We start from the raw sequence: 16036 nt of genomic DNA on the forward strand, positions 1-16036 counted from the left end.
CTTAATTAAGTGATCTATTTTGAGGATGGAAAAACGTGTTGATAGCTAGGCAAAAAATTCGCTATTTAGTTGTTCTCGGCAATTGCTCCTGCATTGCCTACCTTCTGCATCCATGCAGTTGTAAATGAGAATTTTTTAACACAGGTAGCGACACGTTTAGCCCCTCAAAATGATTAAGTATTATTGCGGATTGATATTATAAGTAATACGCCCCATCATTAATCATAAAAAAGCGTATTAGCTAAAATCAACCACCACTTCATAACGCCCAGGCATGTCGTTTACTTCGTATACCCAACCGTGTCGTTTTATTATTTTTTCGCTTAACTCCAACCCTAAACCGTAGCCAATATTAGCGGGCTTGTTTGTGTTATTGGTGGCGTGTGGCGTATCAGTTTGTTCGCTGCTATTTACTATAATTACACGGCTACCCTGCTGAGTAATTCGCACTTGCCCTTGTTGCGTATGCTGATACGCATTACGTATTAAGTTAGTAAGCACAATGTGGCATGCGGTGGCTTCGGTATTAATAGTTGTACTTTGGTTATCGGTATTTATAAGTACATCAACTTGTTTTGAATTGAGTAAATAATCGAGTTCATTACTCAAGGTCGTTATTTTTTCGGCTAGGTTTACAGGCTCTGGTGCACTTTGCTGGTCGTCATTTCTGCTAAGCCACAATAACGTCTCGGTTAAATCGCTCATGGTTAAACCGGCACGCTCTATTCGCTGCAGTGTAAGTTGCTGTTTATCACTTAACGGAGTTTTTTCGCTTAAGCGGTTAAGTAACTCAACGTTGCTGCGAATAACCGAAATTGGTGTACGTAACTCGTGGCTCGCATAACTTAAAAAGCGCTGCTCTCGCTCAAGGCTCTCGTGAGCAGAAAGCAAGCTACTGCGTATTAGCGTTGCCAAGGTATTTAGTTCGTTATAGGTAAAGTCGGGCGGCGTGTTTTGTAAATTTTTTTGATTTAACGACTTAGCCCAACCGCGTAGTGACTCTACTGGCTTAGCTATTTTTTTCATTACCATAAACAAAAAGAAGGTAAATAAAGCAATTGCCGTAACCCCTGTTAACGCTATCCATGCCAACTTTTTTATAGGTTTATCGGGTGAGCTTTGTTTTTTAAGGCGCTCTTTTTCAAGCATAATGCGTGATACGTAACGGGGCTCCCCTGCAGGGTTTTGAAAATACGCTACAAAATAGAGGTCTTCCGGCATTGAAAAAAACGATGGTTTTACTTTGCTTTTTTGCAATACGCCAATCTCTGTAGGCTTTGTAAAGCGTTGCTGAATTTCGCTTGGCATGTCTTCCCAGCGACTCGCTATTTTAAAGCCAATCATTTCTGCAGGTTCACCGTTTTTAACCTCAGTAGATTGCGAAAGCGCATGCATTACGCCATTTAACCCTCGGTCTAAGCCATCAATAAAATAATTAACACTTAAAAACGAAAAACCAATTGCCATTAATGAACTTAAAAGCACCATGGTGGCAAAAAAATACAACCTCAGGCTGGGTCTAATTTTCATGCTTGTGTCCCATTTTTTAATTTTAGCGCAAACCCTACACTGGGTATTGTTTCTAGTACGGCTTGGCAATGCGCTTGCTCTAGCTGTTTACGCAAATGATGAATATGCACTTTTAAGCTATTGCTGTCTGGCTGATCGTCTCCCCATATTGCTTGCATAATTACCTGTCGGGTTACCGGTTTTTGCTGCTCTCGTACAAGCACTTCTAATAACTTAAAAGTAATGGGTGATAACTTTAAACTGTGCGCAGCCACTGTTGCTGTATGCGCGGTTAAATTAAGTGTTAGATTAGCAAAGGTAAGTCGCTTAACCTCTCCACTTTTACGCTTTGCTAATACTTGAACCCGCGCTACTAGCTCTTTCATCGCAAATGGTTTTACTAAATAGTCGTCACTACCGGCTGCAAACCCCTCAAGCTTATTGTCGAGGCTATCGCGCGCTGTCAGCATTAATACAGGTATATCAATGCCTTGCTCACGCAATGATTTACACATGGTTAAACCGTCCATTTTGGGCATGTTTACATCTAATATAATCATTTGATATTGATTACGTTCTATTAAATTTAAACCCATTACGCCATTGCTTGCATGGTCACACTCTATTGACTCAATTTCGAGATAATCAACAATGGTGGTTGCCAAATCTATGTCGTCTTCAACCAGTAGTACGTTTATCATTAAGAGGCTACTTCCTGCGTTTTATTTTTAGCACCTAGCGATATTAGCACAGCATCAATACCGCGTTTAGCATCGGTTTGAATCATCAATAATGCCGGTATAAGTATTAAGGTAATAACCGTGGCAAACAAAATACCGTAGCCAAGTGATGCCGCAGCAGGAATTAAAAACTGTGCCTGCATTGAGGTTTCGCTAAGTAGCGGCACTAAGCCTGCGTACGTTGTAATTGAGGTAAGTAATACCGCACGTAACCGGCTCGTACACGACTCAACTATGGCATCGTGCGTGCTCATGCTCTCTTCTTTTACTAGTTCGTTAAAGCGTGAAACAAGTAATAAGCTGTCGTTTACAACTACTCCACTGAGCGCCAAAATACCATTTAACGACAATATACTAATGGTTAAGTCGTTCCACCAATGTCCTAAAATAGCGCCCACAATGCCAAACGGAATTGCTACCATAATCAACATAGGTTGAATGTACGATTTAAGCGGAATAGCCAGCAACACGTAAATCACTAATAAAGCGGCAATAAACATAGTGCTCATTGAGCTGGTAGTTTCGCTTTGTTGCTCTGCCTCTCCTGCAAAATAAACACTTAAGTTAGGAAATTGCTGTGTTAACTCTGGAATTAAGTCGCGCTTTAAATTAGCAACTAACTCGTTTGGAGCAATCACGTTTTTATCTACTTGGGCGCTTAAATAAATTGCACGTAGTCCATCAATGCGGGTTATTTCATCTTGCTGATATTCACTGCTTACTGTGGCTACGTTAACTAAAGGAACGACCGTGCCATCAGGCAGGCGAATACGCGACTGCATTATATCGGCAGGTGTTTTACGAGCATCTTCTGGGTAGCGTACACGTACTTTAACTTCGTCTTTATTACGTTGGTAGCGCTGTACAACTGCACCACCAAAGGCTTGCAGTACTTGCTTTGATAAACTGGCTGTATCCATGCCAAGCGCGCGCCCTTGTGCATTTAGGGTAAATTTAAGCTGTGGCTGACCAGGGTTTAAATTGTCGTCTATTCCGTTAACGCCTGCGGTATTTTGTAAGCGCTCCTTAAATAGTGCGCCCGCCGCCATTACGGTTTCGTCGTCCCACGCTTTAAGCTCAACTTTAAAGTTATCGACCATTTTACGCGTGGCTAATATTTGTAATTTTTTACTGCCCTCAAGGCTACCTGCTACGCGCTGCCACTCTTGAGCAAATTCGCTTGCTGTAAAAGCGCCTTCGTTTAATAGCTCAACGCTTACTTCACCGCTGGTGTCGCTACTACTAATGACTTGTAGGCTGGTTATTTCGCTTTTGTCAGAGCTCAACTTGGTCATTAAGTTTTGCTCAGCTTGTAATGCACTTTGCTCAAGCGTTAGTAAGTTTGTGTTTGTTTGCCCATATGCGGCGTCGTTTTGCATAACCAAATCGGCTGTTACGGTATCGCCTGCAATACTTGGGAAAAAACCAACTTTAACTGTGCCAGTCATTGGCATGCCAATAACTAATATAAAAAAGGCGATAAACGCAGCCACTACGGCGTATCTAAAGCGCAGTGAAAATTCAATAACCTTGCAGTAAATGTTTTTACTAAACCAGCTTAAGCCGCTATCAGCACCATGTTGTATTTTTGACCACAGACCTGCTAAGCCTTTTTTAACTTGGCGTTTAGTACTAATGTGGGCTAAATGCGATGGTAAAATAAGTTTTGATTCAACAACTGAAAGCAGTAAACAAATGGTCACTACAGTGGCAAATTGGGAGTAAATTTTACCTAAGTTGCCTGACACATTCGAAAGCGCCACAAACGCGGCAACGGTGGTTAACACCCCAAATATTGTTGGCACAGCAACCTTCATAGTGCCTAAAACTGTATTATTTAATGTATCGCCATGTTTTTTACGTGTGGTGTAAATACTCTCGCCTACAACAACGGCATCGTCTACCACTATGCCCAGCGCCATAATAAAGCCAAAGGTGGTCATTTCGTTTATGGTCAGTGCGGTGTAGCCATCGGTCATAAAATAAAGCGTGCCAAAAAATACAAACGGCAAGCCACCAGCCACCCATAGCGCTACGCGTACGTTTAAAAATATGGCAAGTATTACAAACACCATAATAATACCGGTCACGGCATTTTTAGTAAGTAGCGATAAACGCTCGGTGATCATGGTGCTTTTGTCGTGCCAGCTTTCAAGCTCTACGTTTTGAGGTAATAAACCGCTTTCGTGCCATTTATCTATTACGCTATTAGCTTGCTCAACAATGGTAGTTATATCGCTGTTATCGCCCATTAAAATTTCAACGCCTACGGCATTTTGTTGGTTATAACGGCTTAATGAGTTGCTGTCTTCGGCAAATGAGTCGGTAACTGTTGCTACATCGCCTAACTTAATTTGCGTGCCTGATGCAGTGCTCAACAATACAATATTGGCAAAGTCGCGCTGCCAGTAAGCTTGGTCAGCGGCTTTCAAGCGTATAATTTTACTGCTATCGCGCAAACTAGTCGAAAGCGGGCTTGATGACTCATTGTTAATGACCTCGCTTATATCGCTAATAGTTAAGCCATACGCTTGTAATTTACCTTCGTCGATTTCTATGGACATCATCGGATCAATCACACCCGACTGCGCTACATCGCTAATGCCTGATTGCGCTAATAAATCGGCTTTAAGTTTTTCACCCAGATTTTGTAATGTATGGCGATCGGCATCCCCGAAAAGTTGCAGCGTTAATGCATGATCTTGCCTACGGGCTTTATCAATAACAGGTTGCTCGGCATCTGCCGGAAAGTTATTAATAGCGTCAACTTGGTTTTTAACGTCAACAAGTAACTCATCGAGTGAGTAATCAGTACTTTTTTCAATGCTTACATGGCTGCCGCTAGCATCGGATGTAGAGGTAATACGTTTAATACCTGATACGGTTTCGAGCGCTTCTTCAATTTTTAACGCTATTCCTTCTTCGGCTTGCAATGCATCGCCACTGTCGTAAACCACCGATACCGAAATAGTATCTGGCTCTAAACTAGGAAAAGCCTCTTTACGTAAAGTCGTAAGCGACATAATACCCATTACAATCACACTAACTAACAATAAGTTAGCGGCAACAGAGTTATTTGCAAACCAATTAATAATACCGTGCAGCGGGTTATTATTACTGGGTATTTGAGGTGGTTGATGAGGGCTCATTATTGTATCTCCTCAACTATTGGATTTACTTTCATGTCGTTTAAGTAACTAACAAGTGGGCGCGCCACCACTTTTAGATTTTTAGCACTATCTACTGGCGTAATATATACGTAACCCCCACGCTCAAATACTTTATTAGCGTGTGTGCTTACTAAGCTATTTTGATCATTTACGTACCAAATTAAGCCATCTTGAGATACCGCCGAAGCAGGCAGTTTTATTACGTTAGTTAACTGCTTACCGGCAATTTCTACCGCTAAAAATGTGCCAGGCAGTAACGGCGTTGTTTGCTCAAAGGGTTTATCTAAGGCAACAATTACGCTGCGCTGACGCGAGCTGTCATCAAGGTGTTGCTCAAAACGTGCAATATAACCGTTCCATTTAGTATTAGTGGTTACATCAGTTAAAATAACCTCGCCTGATTTATTATTTGCTAGGTTTTGCCACTGACTTAATGAAAGCGGCACGGTTATTTCTACTTTGTCAGTGCTGTTTAGCGTGGCAAGCGTATCGCCAATACTCACATAAGTACCTAAATCTATATCGCGCGATAAAATAACAGCGTCAAATGGTGCACTTAACTGGGTGTTATTTACATCACGCTGTGCGGTTTTAAGTGCATATTGTGCTTTATCGAGCATAGCTTGCGCGGCTTCTAGTTGTAGCGTTCTAAATACAAGCGGCGAGCTTGGTGCTTGCGTAACGCCTGAGCGATCCCATTCACGTTTTGCTTGATTACCTAAATCTTGTTCTTCTTGCAGTGCTAGTTTTGCATCAGCCAATGTCGCTTTTGCGCTAGCTAGAGCTTGTAAGTATTCGGTGTCATCAATTTGTGCAAACACCTGCCCTTTAGTTATTAAATTACCGGTCGCAAATTGCTCGCTCATACTGGTTACTTCGCCTTTAACTTGTGCTTTTAAGCTAAGTGACCAATGCGCTTTAGCTTCACCGTGGCCGCTAACATAAGCCTGATAAGTGCTCGGAGCTGCATTAATTACCGATACATTTGGGGCAATAGCTTTAATAGCGGCAGGTTGTGGACTATTTGCTTTTTCAGCCATTTTTTGACCGTTATACACAATAGCAAGCCCTATACAAACAATAGCAACAAGCGTTACAACAACCGGTGTTGGCGAAATTTTCATGACGATACTCCAAGGCCCAAAGCGAGGCCTAAATCTATGCGGTTAGTTAAAAGGGTGTAGTTTATTTGGCTAAGCTGGGCTTGCAGGTCGTATACTTTTTGTTGCACTGTTAGCAAATCTAAAATATCAACCAAACCTTGTTGATACTTACTTTGATAGTTACTAAAGCTGCGTTTAGCGCTAGCAAGTGCATTGCTAATTTGCAGTTGCTGTTCGGTTAATGATTGCTCCTGCCCGAGTGCATTTTCAACTTCGTTTACCGCACTTAGCAGCGTATCTTGGTACTGCCAAAACGCTTGCTCGGCATTTAATTTTGCAATATCAACTTGCGCACGCAGTGCTCCACCTTCAAATAAAGGGGCACTTAAACTGCCTAATAAACTCCACACTGGGCTGGTTAATAATGCTTGGCTTGGCGTGCTTGCAAAATCACTCAGTGATGCCGAAAGCGAAATACTCGGTAGTAGCTCTTTGTACGATACATCAACCAAGTAATGCTTTGCCTGAATGTTGTAATAGGCACTTTGTAAGTCAGGTCGGCGCGCCAAATCTTGCTCTGGTAATGTACTTAATGGCTCAATAACGCTTGGCAGTGTTAATGTACTTGGCAGGTTTTGAAGTTTATCAGTGCCTACAATTAGCATTAAAGCACGCTTTGCTTTTGCTATTTGCTCTTGATAGTCGGCAATGGTCGCGCGGGTAGATGCCGTGCTAGTACGGGCGGTATCAAGCGCTTCTAAATCACCTAACCCATATTGGTAGCGCTCTACAATACTTTGCTCATTATTTTGTAAAATAACTAAACGTTGCTTCTCTATATCGAGCAAATTTTGCTGCAAAATAATGTTTAAATAAGTACGAATAACACTCGCTACTAATGTGTCTTTAGCGCCTTGATAAGTAGCTTGGTTACTGGCAATAGTCATATCTTGCGCGGCTACGTTGTCAGCAATTTTTTGCCATATATCAGCTTCCCAGCTTATACCTACTGATGAGCTGTATTGCGTGCCTTCGGTTTCACTGCGCTGCGCGTCAAATCCTGCATCTACACTAAACCACTGACTTGCAGCGGTTACATCACGCTGCGCATAAGCTAGTTTTAATGCAACATGCACTTGATTAAACGATGGGTTATTAGTAACAGCTTGCTCAATAAGCGAATCAAGCCCTTCAATATCCACCAAATCGGTAATGTAATTTACTTGCTGTGCGTTACTTTGCGTGTACTGCCAGTTTGTATGTTGTTTTAGCGACTGCTCAGTACTATTACCTTGATAGCTTGGCTGACTACTGCATGCAGCAAGTGTGCAACTAAGTGCAAGTAAAAAACCGGTTGAGTGCTTTTTAAAATAAACCATTTAACTATGCCTAATTCGTACTATTACACATAGCTTATTAGGTCGAGGGTTAAGGAGGGGTTAAATGATTTAATCTAAATATTGGGTTGCTAATTTAACAGTAAAAAGTAGTCACTTTAGATGTTTTATATCGTTATAAGTTTCGTAATTGCTCTATCAACCATTTATGAATTGGGCTGTTATTAGTACGCGGATGCCATGCGGCTATTACTTTAAATGTAGGGGGCAGAGCTTCTATTTTTAGCTGTTTAACTTTGCTGTTTGGTAATAATCTTGATGGGTAAAACGCGAGCATATCGGTTGTATGTAAAATGTCGGGCACCGCAGAAAAACTTGGTACCGACATAACAATATTACGTTTTAGCCCTTGGCTTTCAAACCACTGATCGTGCGATCCGCGCAAATTTGCACGAGATGGCGACACCACTAGCTGTGGATGCTTTGCAAATTGCGCCAAACTCAAAGGCTCAGTGTAAGTAGTGTTACCTACACCAGTGATACACAAATGCTGTTCTTCAAACAAGGTGATATAAGAAAGGTTGTCGGGTATAAATTCTGGAAAGCTTATCAGCAAATCAAGCTCGCCTGCCGTTATAAGTTGATTAACGTTATCTGATGCAAAGTCGCGCACAATCAGCTTTAAACCTGGCGCCTCGCGGCGGGTAATATTAAATAATTGCGGCAATAAGGCCTGCGTGGCGTAGTCGGTTGCGCTTATGGTAAACACACCTTTATAAGTTTGCGGGCTAAACTGCTCGGGCTCTAGTAACGACTCTAATTGCTTTAAAATATTATTAACAGGTGCCTTGAGCCCTTGCGCTTTAGGAGTAGCAACCATGTTATTGCCTTGGCGAATAAACAAGCGATCGTCAAATAAGTCTCGTAGTTTTCGTAGTTGCTCACTAATAGCCTGTTGCGTTAACCCCATTTTTTTGGCTACTTGTGAAAGATTTTTCAGTTCTAATAAGCTACTGAGTACTCTTAACTGCTTTATATCAAGCCGATTGATACCATTCATAATTGTATGCTTCACAAAAAAGTGTTGTTTCAAATTGTATCTTTAAATCTCTATGCTGCCAATGTTGCTTAACCACTATTTAAGCCTTTGTTTGCTTTATAAGAGAATTTAAAATGAAATCAGATTTAGTTAATACCGCTCCTTTATTCTCATCAATTGAGCTTGGCCCTTTTACACTTAAAAACCGTATTGTGATGCCTCCTCTTACTCGCTCTCGCAGCACTCAGCCTGGCAATATTCCTAATGAATTAATGGCTGAGTATTACTCGCAGCGTGCATCGGCTGGTTTTATGGTTACCGAAGGCACACAAATAGAACCTCGTGGGCAAGGTTACGCTTGGACCCCAGGTATTCACTCGCAAGCACAAATTGAAGGCTGGAAAAAAGTAACACATGCAGTACACGCTAAAGGCGGCGTTATTTTTGCTCAGCTTTGGCATGTAGGGCGCGTATCGCATGCCACACTGCAACCAAATTCAGGTAAACCGGTTGGTCCTTCAGACATTGCAGCTGACAATGTAAAAGTATTTATTGAAACCGCACCTGGTGAAGGCGCATTGGCTGACCCAAGTGAGCCTCGTGCATTAAGTACTACTGAGGTTGGCGAGCTAGTAAACATGTATGCGCAAGCTGCACGCAATGCTCTAGAAGCTGGCTTTGATGGTGTGGAGCTTCATTGTGCTAACGGCTATTTAGTTAATCAGTTTATTTCTGAGCATACTAATAACCGTGACGATCAATACGGTGGAACGCTTAGTAATCGCCTGCGCTTTTTAAAAGAGATAGTTGAAGCGGTAAGTGACGTTGTAGGCGCAAACCGTTTAGGTGTTCGCTTTGCTCCTTTATTTGAAAGCACAGATGAAACACGAGTGTATTTAGGACTTGTTGAATCAAACCCTCATCACACCTATATCCAGGCCGTTAAAGTGCTTGAGCAAGCAGGTATTGCTTACTTATCGATTGCGGAAGCTGATTGGGATAACGCTCCCGATTTACCACAAGAATTTTATAAAGCAGTCCGAGCTGAATTTTCAGGGCGCATTATTTATGCAGGTAAATACACAGTAGAAAAAGCAGTGCGTATTTTAGGTGAAGGTTACGGTGACTTATTTGCATTTGGTCGCCCATTTATAGCTAACCCTGATTTACCAGAGCGTATAGCAAATAATTGGACGTTTAACGAAGCTGATGCAGCCACTATGTATGGCGGTACTGAAGTAGGTTATAGCGATTATCCTTTTTATCAAAAGTAATTAACCTGCAAAGCCAAGGAAGGCTTAATTACTAATTTAATAGCTATTTTTTGTGACACGACTAATCATTTTGATATATTAAAACGTTCCTAAAATCGTCAAAAACTAGAGATTATGTCAAGAACCGTCAGTAAAATGTAAAAAGCTGTAAGCATAACTCCGTTTGCTGTTGTATGTCAGTTAACATTCAGTTTGAGCCGCTAGTATTGAACCCAGTTATGTAAAAACATAAACGAGGCAATACTATGAAACTTACTTTTTTACTACCTGCCCTGCTCGCCATTGGCGCAGTATCAGGCTCTGCGCTTGGAGCACAAAACGAGCGAGAGAATGATAAAAGCTTTAAACGCGATCACGACAAACGTGTTGAATATAAACGCGATGAACGCCGCCATGAAAAAAAGCAGCGTATTGAGCATAAAAAAGAAAAACGAGAAGACCGTAAGCAAGAAAAACGTAAACTTGCTAAGTACAAACAGGAAAAGCGTGAACTACACCGCTACAACCAGCGAAAATATAACTACTTAACAAGCCATCACAATTCAGTCGCTTACAGACAAAATCGATTTATAAACCATTTACCACGCAATAGCGCATCAATCAGATTTAATGGTATTTCGTTTACGTTTAACGACGGCCTTTATTATCGTAAAGCTAAAAGAGGCTACCATGTTGTTAAACCACCTAGGGGCCTGCGTATAAATACGCTACCAAGAAATTACAGGCATTTTAAACACCATAATACGACTTACTACACTTATCAAAATGTATACTACATTGCGGATAATGATGGTTATACGGTTGTTGATGAGCCATCAACTCGCCTTAATCAGGCAGTAAAAGTGGGTAATGTGAATGACTATAACTTGGGCCAAACTTACGATTCATTGCCTCAGGCAGCACAGGCCGTAATAATTAACTCACAGCAGTATTTTAAATACGGCGATATTTATTTTTTACCGCAAATAAGTGGTGACGACATAAAATACCTTGCCATTAAGCTAGGTTAAACTCGCTATAAATTAAAAGGCCTTACTGTAAATAGTAGGGTCTTTTTCATTCCCCTCCGTAGGTAGTAATTTACAGCAATAAAATCAATTCTCTCTAAACATTAACATGTCTTAGTATTTGTAAGCTTTTTTGTTAAACTAGCTCGCATATTAATAGTGAGAGTGTATTTATGTCGGGTGAGTTTCCACGTGCTGGTTTTTGGCGCCGTTTTGCGTCGTTGGTCTACGATACGTTAGCCATTATTGCGTTTGCGATGTTAACTGTAGTGCTGTATTTATTTGCAGTACAGGGGCTTATTTCTCTCGATGTAATTAGTTTAAATGGCGCAGAGGATGTATCTGCATTTATTCAAAATTCAAATCTTCTTTCGGGTATTCGTACCGCTCTTTTAATTATTGTTAGCTTAGTATTTTTTGGCTACTTTTGGACTAAAAGCGGGCAAACCATTGGCATGCGTGCATGGCGTTTAAAAGTACAAACTCTTGAAGGTAATTTAATTAGCTGGCCGCAATCAATTATCCGCAGCGTTAGCGCTTTACTCGGTTTAGGTAATTTGGTGGTGTTAGTCGATTTTAAAAACAAAAAAGCACTGCAAGATTACATCTCTAAAACAGAAGTTATTGCACTTACTAAAGAAGAAAACAGACGTATTTATAGTGAGCTTGATTAATACCAGCTTTCCAAAACTGGTAATTAAAAAGCAAAAAGGGTGACTACTGGTCACCCTTTTTAATGCTTTGAATAGGTACTCTATACCCGTTTATTCATCAAATATGTCGCAAAGCCTATAAATATAATACTGGGCAATACCGCACCTATAATGGCAGGTATTTGGTAAACCATAACTACAGGGCCAAATATTTCATTAGTTAAGTGAAACACGATCCCCGTTACAACACCCATAATAATACGTGCGCCCATAGTAACGGTACGCAGTGGGCCAAATATAAACGAGAGCGCCACCAGCAGCATTACCGCTACAGATACAGGCTGCATAAGCTTACGCCACAGTGCAAGCTCGTAGGTACTGGTGTCTTGTTCGTTTTGCTCTAAGTAAGTTAAATACGACCAAAGCCCAGTAAATGAAAGTGACTCTGGTTTTACCGAAACAACCCCTAACTTTTCAGCAGTCAATTGTGAAGGGTAAAACTCTTCTGGTAGTTGCTCTGTTGTGGTTTTTTCGCTCGTAATAATAACCTTATTTACATCACGAAGTAGCCAGCCTTCTTTTCGGCTCAGTGCATCTTTTGCTTTAGTGATTTGGGTAAGCTCTAACGATTTGTCAAAGTGGTACATGTGTACCCCATTGAGCCTGCCGTTTTCGTCAACATCTTCAATATTAATAAAATTGCTGCCGTCTTTAGCCCATACACCTTTTTGTGTGTTAAATACATCGCCGCCATGTATTGCTTGATTACGCATTTCTTTGGCGTGTAATTGCGCTTCAGGTGCACCCCATTCGCCAAGTGCCATCATGCATACAGCCATAAATATGGCCGTTTTCATCACAGAGCCAATTATTTGTAAGCGCGACATACCAGCCGCTTGCATCACTACCAGCTCACTGTTTGAGGCAAGTGCCCCCAACCCCGTTAAGCCACCAATTAGCGCAGCCATCGGAAAAAACACCACTAAATCGCCAGGTATTGTGTAAAGCGTGTAAAGCATTGCGGTCATTAAATCGTAACTGCCACGCCCTACCGACTTTAGCTGGTCGATAAACTTAATTAAGGTGCTAATACCAACAAGTACCAATAATGCAAAGCCGGTAGTTTGTAAAATACTGCGGCCTAAATACCAATCAAGCGTTTTCATCATGAGCCTAACTCCCGCTTAGTTACAACGGCTTTAAGCCAAGCGCCCAACGGTCGCCCTTTTATAATTAATAATCCACCTATAAACAAGGCACTTAGGTGAATCCACCACAAGCCAATTGAAGGCGGAATTTTTCCATCTTCAACTGCAAATTTAGCGGCATTTAGTAAAATAAAATAGCCTAAGTACAAGCTTATAGCAGGCACTAGTTTTGCAAATTTACCTTGGCGAGGATTAACCACACTTAGCGGTACTGCCAGTAAGGTAAGTAGCGGAATTGATAACGGAATAGCGAGTCGCCACTGCCATTGAGCAATAGATTCTGGAGTATTAATGGCGAGTAATTGATTAGTAGGCACAGCCTCTAATTTACGGCGTTGATGCTCTATTTCTTGTTCTCGTATTTGTACGCTGTAACCATCAAATTCTGTTAAGTTAAGTGCAGGCGTTGTGCCATCTGTTTCGTAACGTTTACCGTCTGTTAGTACGAGCTGTTGCTCACCATTTACGGCTTCAACCACAACACCTTGCTCTGCATATACTAAGCGCGCTAAGTTGCCTTTTTCGCTATCGGGTAACTGTGCAACAAATACCTTATTGAGCTCTTTGCCGCCCTTTTCAATATTATGAATAAACACCACGGCTTTTTCGTTACCGGTTTCTTGGAACCGCCCAGCTCTGAGTGCGGATAACCCCGCATCGGCTTTGGCTTGCTCTTTTAATTGATACTCTTGCTCGCTTGCCCACGGCGCTATATACATAGTCAGTGCTGCGGCTAATATAGCAAGCCCTACACTTGATATAAGCGTTACGCGCACAACATACCATTCACTTACGCCACAGGCTTTAAGTACGGTCATTTCGCTATCGGCGTAAATACGGCTGTAGGCTAAAATAATGCCTAAAAATATACTCAGCGGAAGTATTAGCGAGGCTAGTTGTGGAAGTTTTAGTGCAATCATCGATAACACTAATTTAGCAGGAATGCTGCCCTCAGAGGCATCACCTAAAATACCAACTAACTTTTGTGACAAAAATATTGTCATCAAAGTTAAAAATACGGCGACCTGCGATTTTAAAACCTCAGCGGTCAAATAACGGAAAATTAGCAATGCTCGCCCCTGTTAAACATGGAATTTCACTACGATAGTGAGAATTGAATAGTTAAATAGCTATTTTACCCAATTAATACCGGCAAATAGGCTATTATTATAAGCCATCAAAATTAATTATCCTACCTAAGTGCACGATATAATGTTGCATTAGTAGCCCTTAAGCATATAAAGTTCAATTACACAGTAAGAGTCTAACAAAATCAGCTAAAATAAGAATTATCCTTACATAAGTTACGTAGATAAGACTAGAAAATACTTTTTTAGCCCCAACTTAGTAACTTAAACGACTCAAAACCAGGAGTAACAATGGAATTTAACGTAAAAAGTGGTAGCCCAGAAAAACAGCGCAGCGCATGTATTGTGGTTGGCGTTTACGAGCCACGTAGGTTATCCCCCATTGGTGAACAACTCGATAAAATTAGTGATGGTTATATCTCTAATTTACTTCGCCGTGGCGATTTAGAAGGTAAGCCAGGCCAAGTTTTATTATTGCATCATGTACCTAATGTATTAAGCGAGCGCATATTGCTTGTTGGTTGTGGTAAAGAGCGTGAGCTTGATGATAAGCAATATAAACAAATCATTTCTAAAACTATTAATACCTTAAACGAAACGGGCTCTATGGAAGCAGTCTGCTTTTTAACAGAGCAACACGTTAAAGGTCGCGACACCTACTGGAAAGTACGTCAGGCAGTTGAGACAACGCAAGACTGCCTATATACGTTTAACCAACTGAAAAGTAAAAAAGTAGACCCTCGTCGTCCACTGCGCAAAATGGTGTTTAACGTACCAACACGACGCGAACTAACTATTGGCGAAAGCGCTATTGAGCATGGTTTAGCCATTGCAGCAGGTAGTAAGCTATGTAAAGACGTAGCTAATATGCCACCAAATATTTGTAATCCTGTGTACTTAGGTGAACAAGCACAAGAGCTGGCAACTGATTTTGACAACATCACTGTTGATCTTATTGGCGAAAAGCAAATGGCAGAACTTGGTATGAATTCTTACCTAGCTGTTGGCCGAGGTAGTGATAACGAATCGATTATGTCGATTATTAACTACAAAGGCGCCGCTGATGACCAAGCCCCTATTGTACTTGTTGGTAAAGGTCTAACGTTTGACTCAGGCGGTATTTCATTAAAACCAGGCGAAGGCATGGACGAAATGAAATACGACATGGGCGGAGCAGCAGGCGTTATTGGCGCAATGCGTGCACTTGCACAAATGCAATTGCCGATTAACGTTATTGGTGTTTTAGCGGGTTGTGAAAACATGCCTGGCTCAAATGCGTATCGTCCAGGTGATATTTTAACAACAATGTCGGGGCAAACAGTTGAAGTATTAAACACCGACGCTGAAGGCCGCTTAGTATTATGCGACGCGCTAACATATGTTGAACGCTTTAACCCAGATACGGTTATTGACGTAGCAACGCTAACTGGCGCGTGTATTGTAGCCCTTGGCGCGCATGCTACTGGTTTACTATCAAACCATAACCCACTTGCACACGATTTATTAAAAGCGTCTGAGCAAAGTGGCGACCGTGCATGGCAGTTACCGTTATGGGATGACTATCAAGATCAACTAGAAAGCCCATTTGCTGACTTTACGAACTTAGGTGGACGCTCTGCGGGTACTATTACTGCGGCATGTTTCTTATCTAAATTTACTAAAAAGTATAATTGGGCACATTTAGATGTTGCCGGTACAGCGTGGCGCAGTGGCGTTAAAAAAGGCGCAACGGGCCGTCCTGTTCCTATGCTTACTCAGTATTTATTAAACCGAGCAGGTGTAAGCGAAGCTACGCACGATTAATAATCTATTTAGCTATTTATAAGGCGCCATTTGGCGCCTTATTTATTTGTGTATTAATTGAAGCAAACCCCGTTATATGGCAAAATCTGCCTCTTAATTTATGTA

12 protein-coding genes are annotated in these 16036 nt (G+C 41.4%); 4 read left to right on the top strand and 8 right to left on the bottom strand.

Going from position 1 to position 16036, the window contains the following annotated elements; all coding sequences use genetic code 11:
- Nucleotides 1–237 precede the first annotated feature (237 nt).
- The 6 genes from JG479_RS13145 to JG479_RS13170 all read right to left on the bottom strand — a co-directional run bounded on the left by JG479_RS13145 (nt 238) and on the right by JG479_RS13170 (nt 8952).
- Nucleotides 238–1530: a sensor histidine kinase gene (locus JG479_RS13145; RefSeq protein WP_188085206.1), complete on the bottom strand. Its 1293-nt coding sequence runs from the start codon at nt 1528–1530 to the stop codon at nt 238–240.
- Entirely contained in the window at nt 1527–2210 is a 684-nt protein-coding gene (locus tag JG479_RS13150; protein ID WP_024596691.1) for a response regulator transcription factor, read from the bottom strand. The genes JG479_RS13145 and JG479_RS13150 overlap by 4 nt, the downstream gene beginning before the upstream one ends.
- Nucleotides 2210–5398: an efflux RND transporter permease subunit gene (locus JG479_RS13155; protein WP_200219472.1), complete on the bottom strand. Its 3189-nt coding sequence runs from the start codon at nt 5396–5398 to the stop codon at nt 2210–2212. The genes JG479_RS13150 and JG479_RS13155 overlap by 1 nt, the downstream gene beginning before the upstream one ends.
- Nucleotides 5398–6543, bottom strand: a complete 1146-nt coding sequence (locus JG479_RS13160) for an efflux RND transporter periplasmic adaptor subunit (RefSeq protein ID WP_200219473.1) — start codon at nt 6541–6543, stop codon at nt 5398–5400. The genes JG479_RS13155 and JG479_RS13160 overlap by 1 nt, the downstream gene beginning before the upstream one ends.
- Nucleotides 6540–7901 carry a TolC family protein gene (locus JG479_RS13165; RefSeq protein WP_200219474.1) on the bottom strand — a complete coding sequence of 454 codons (1362 nt, stop codon included), beginning with the start codon at nt 7899–7901 and terminating at the stop codon, nt 6540–6542. Before JG479_RS13165 ends, JG479_RS13160 begins: the two co-directional genes overlap by 4 nt.
- A gap of 133 nt (nt 7902–8034) precedes the next feature.
- A complete protein-coding gene (locus tag JG479_RS13170) occupies nt 8035–8952 on the bottom strand; it encodes a LysR family transcriptional regulator (RefSeq protein WP_200219475.1) in 918 nt (305 codons plus the stop codon).
- Nucleotides 8953–9032: 80 nt separating this feature from the next.
- Here JG479_RS13170 and JG479_RS13175 point away from each other — a divergent pair, with 80 nt between their 5' ends.
- The 3 genes from JG479_RS13175 (at nt 9033) to JG479_RS13185 (ending at nt 11853) form a co-directional block, all read left to right on the top strand.
- Entirely contained in the window at nt 9033–10172 is a 1140-nt protein-coding gene (locus tag JG479_RS13175) for an alkene reductase (RefSeq protein WP_200219476.1), read from the top strand.
- A 245-nt stretch (nt 10173–10417) separates the two neighbouring features.
- Nucleotides 10418–11182, top strand: a complete 765-nt coding sequence (locus JG479_RS13180; RefSeq protein WP_002962010.1) for a DUF6515 family protein — start codon at nt 10418–10420, stop codon at nt 11180–11182.
- Between the two features lie 170 nt (nt 11183–11352).
- Nucleotides 11353–11853: an RDD family protein gene (locus JG479_RS13185; RefSeq protein ID WP_002962012.1), complete on the top strand. Its 501-nt coding sequence runs from the start codon at nt 11353–11355 to the stop codon at nt 11851–11853.
- An 80-nt stretch (nt 11854–11933) separates the two neighbouring features.
- Here the strand turns inward: JG479_RS13185 and lptG are convergent, their stop codons facing one another.
- Nucleotides 11934–13001, bottom strand: a complete 1068-nt coding sequence (lptG, locus tag JG479_RS13190; RefSeq protein WP_024603537.1) for an LPS export ABC transporter permease LptG — start codon at nt 12999–13001, stop codon at nt 11934–11936.
- On the bottom strand, nt 12998–14110 hold the full coding sequence (gene lptF, locus JG479_RS13195) for an LPS export ABC transporter permease LptF (protein WP_002962016.1): 1113 nt from the start codon (nt 14108–14110) through the stop codon (nt 12998–13000). The genes lptG and lptF overlap by 4 nt, the downstream gene beginning before the upstream one ends.
- A gap of 309 nt (nt 14111–14419) precedes the next feature.
- Here lptF and pepA point away from each other — a divergent pair, with 309 nt between their 5' ends.
- Complete coding sequence (gene pepA / locus JG479_RS13200; RefSeq protein ID WP_200219477.1) at nt 14420–15931, top strand: leucyl aminopeptidase; 1512 nt, start codon at nt 14420–14422, stop codon at nt 15929–15931.
- Nucleotides 15932–16036 lie beyond the last annotated feature (105 nt).

Origin of the sequence: Pseudoalteromonas sp. LC2018020214 (genome assembly GCF_016598755.1) — a bacterium.
Lineage (GTDB): Bacteria > Pseudomonadota > Gammaproteobacteria > Enterobacterales > Alteromonadaceae > Pseudoalteromonas > Pseudoalteromonas distincta.

Excerpts from the sequence above, each read along its gene's own strand:
- JG479_RS13145 (WP_188085206.1), bottom strand. The coding sequence starts at position 1,530 with ATGAAAATTAGACCCAGCCTGAGGTTGTATTTTTTTGCCACCATGGTG.
- JG479_RS13150 (WP_024596691.1), bottom strand. The coding sequence starts at position 2,210 with ATGATAAACGTACTACTGGTTGAAGACGACATAGATTTGGCAACCACC.
- JG479_RS13155 (WP_200219472.1), bottom strand. The coding sequence starts at position 5,398 with ATGAGCCCTCATCAACCACCTCAAATACCCAGTAATAATAACCCGCTG.
- JG479_RS13160 (WP_200219473.1), bottom strand. The coding sequence starts at position 6,543 with ATGAAAATTTCGCCAACACCGGTTGTTGTAACGCTTGTTGCTATTGTT.
- JG479_RS13165 (WP_200219474.1), bottom strand. The coding sequence starts at position 7,901 with ATGGTTTATTTTAAAAAGCACTCAACCGGTTTTTTACTTGCACTTAGT.
- JG479_RS13175 (WP_200219476.1), top strand. The coding sequence starts at position 9,033 with ATGAAATCAGATTTAGTTAATACCGCTCCTTTATTCTCATCAATTGAG.
- JG479_RS13180 (WP_002962010.1), top strand. The coding sequence starts at position 10,418 with ATGAAACTTACTTTTTTACTACCTGCCCTGCTCGCCATTGGCGCAGTA.
- JG479_RS13185 (WP_002962012.1), top strand. The coding sequence starts at position 11,353 with ATGTCGGGTGAGTTTCCACGTGCTGGTTTTTGGCGCCGTTTTGCGTCG.
- lptG (WP_024603537.1), bottom strand. The coding sequence starts at position 13,001 with ATGATGAAAACGCTTGATTGGTATTTAGGCCGCAGTATTTTACAAACT.
- pepA (WP_200219477.1), top strand. The coding sequence starts at position 14,420 with ATGGAATTTAACGTAAAAAGTGGTAGCCCAGAAAAACAGCGCAGCGCA.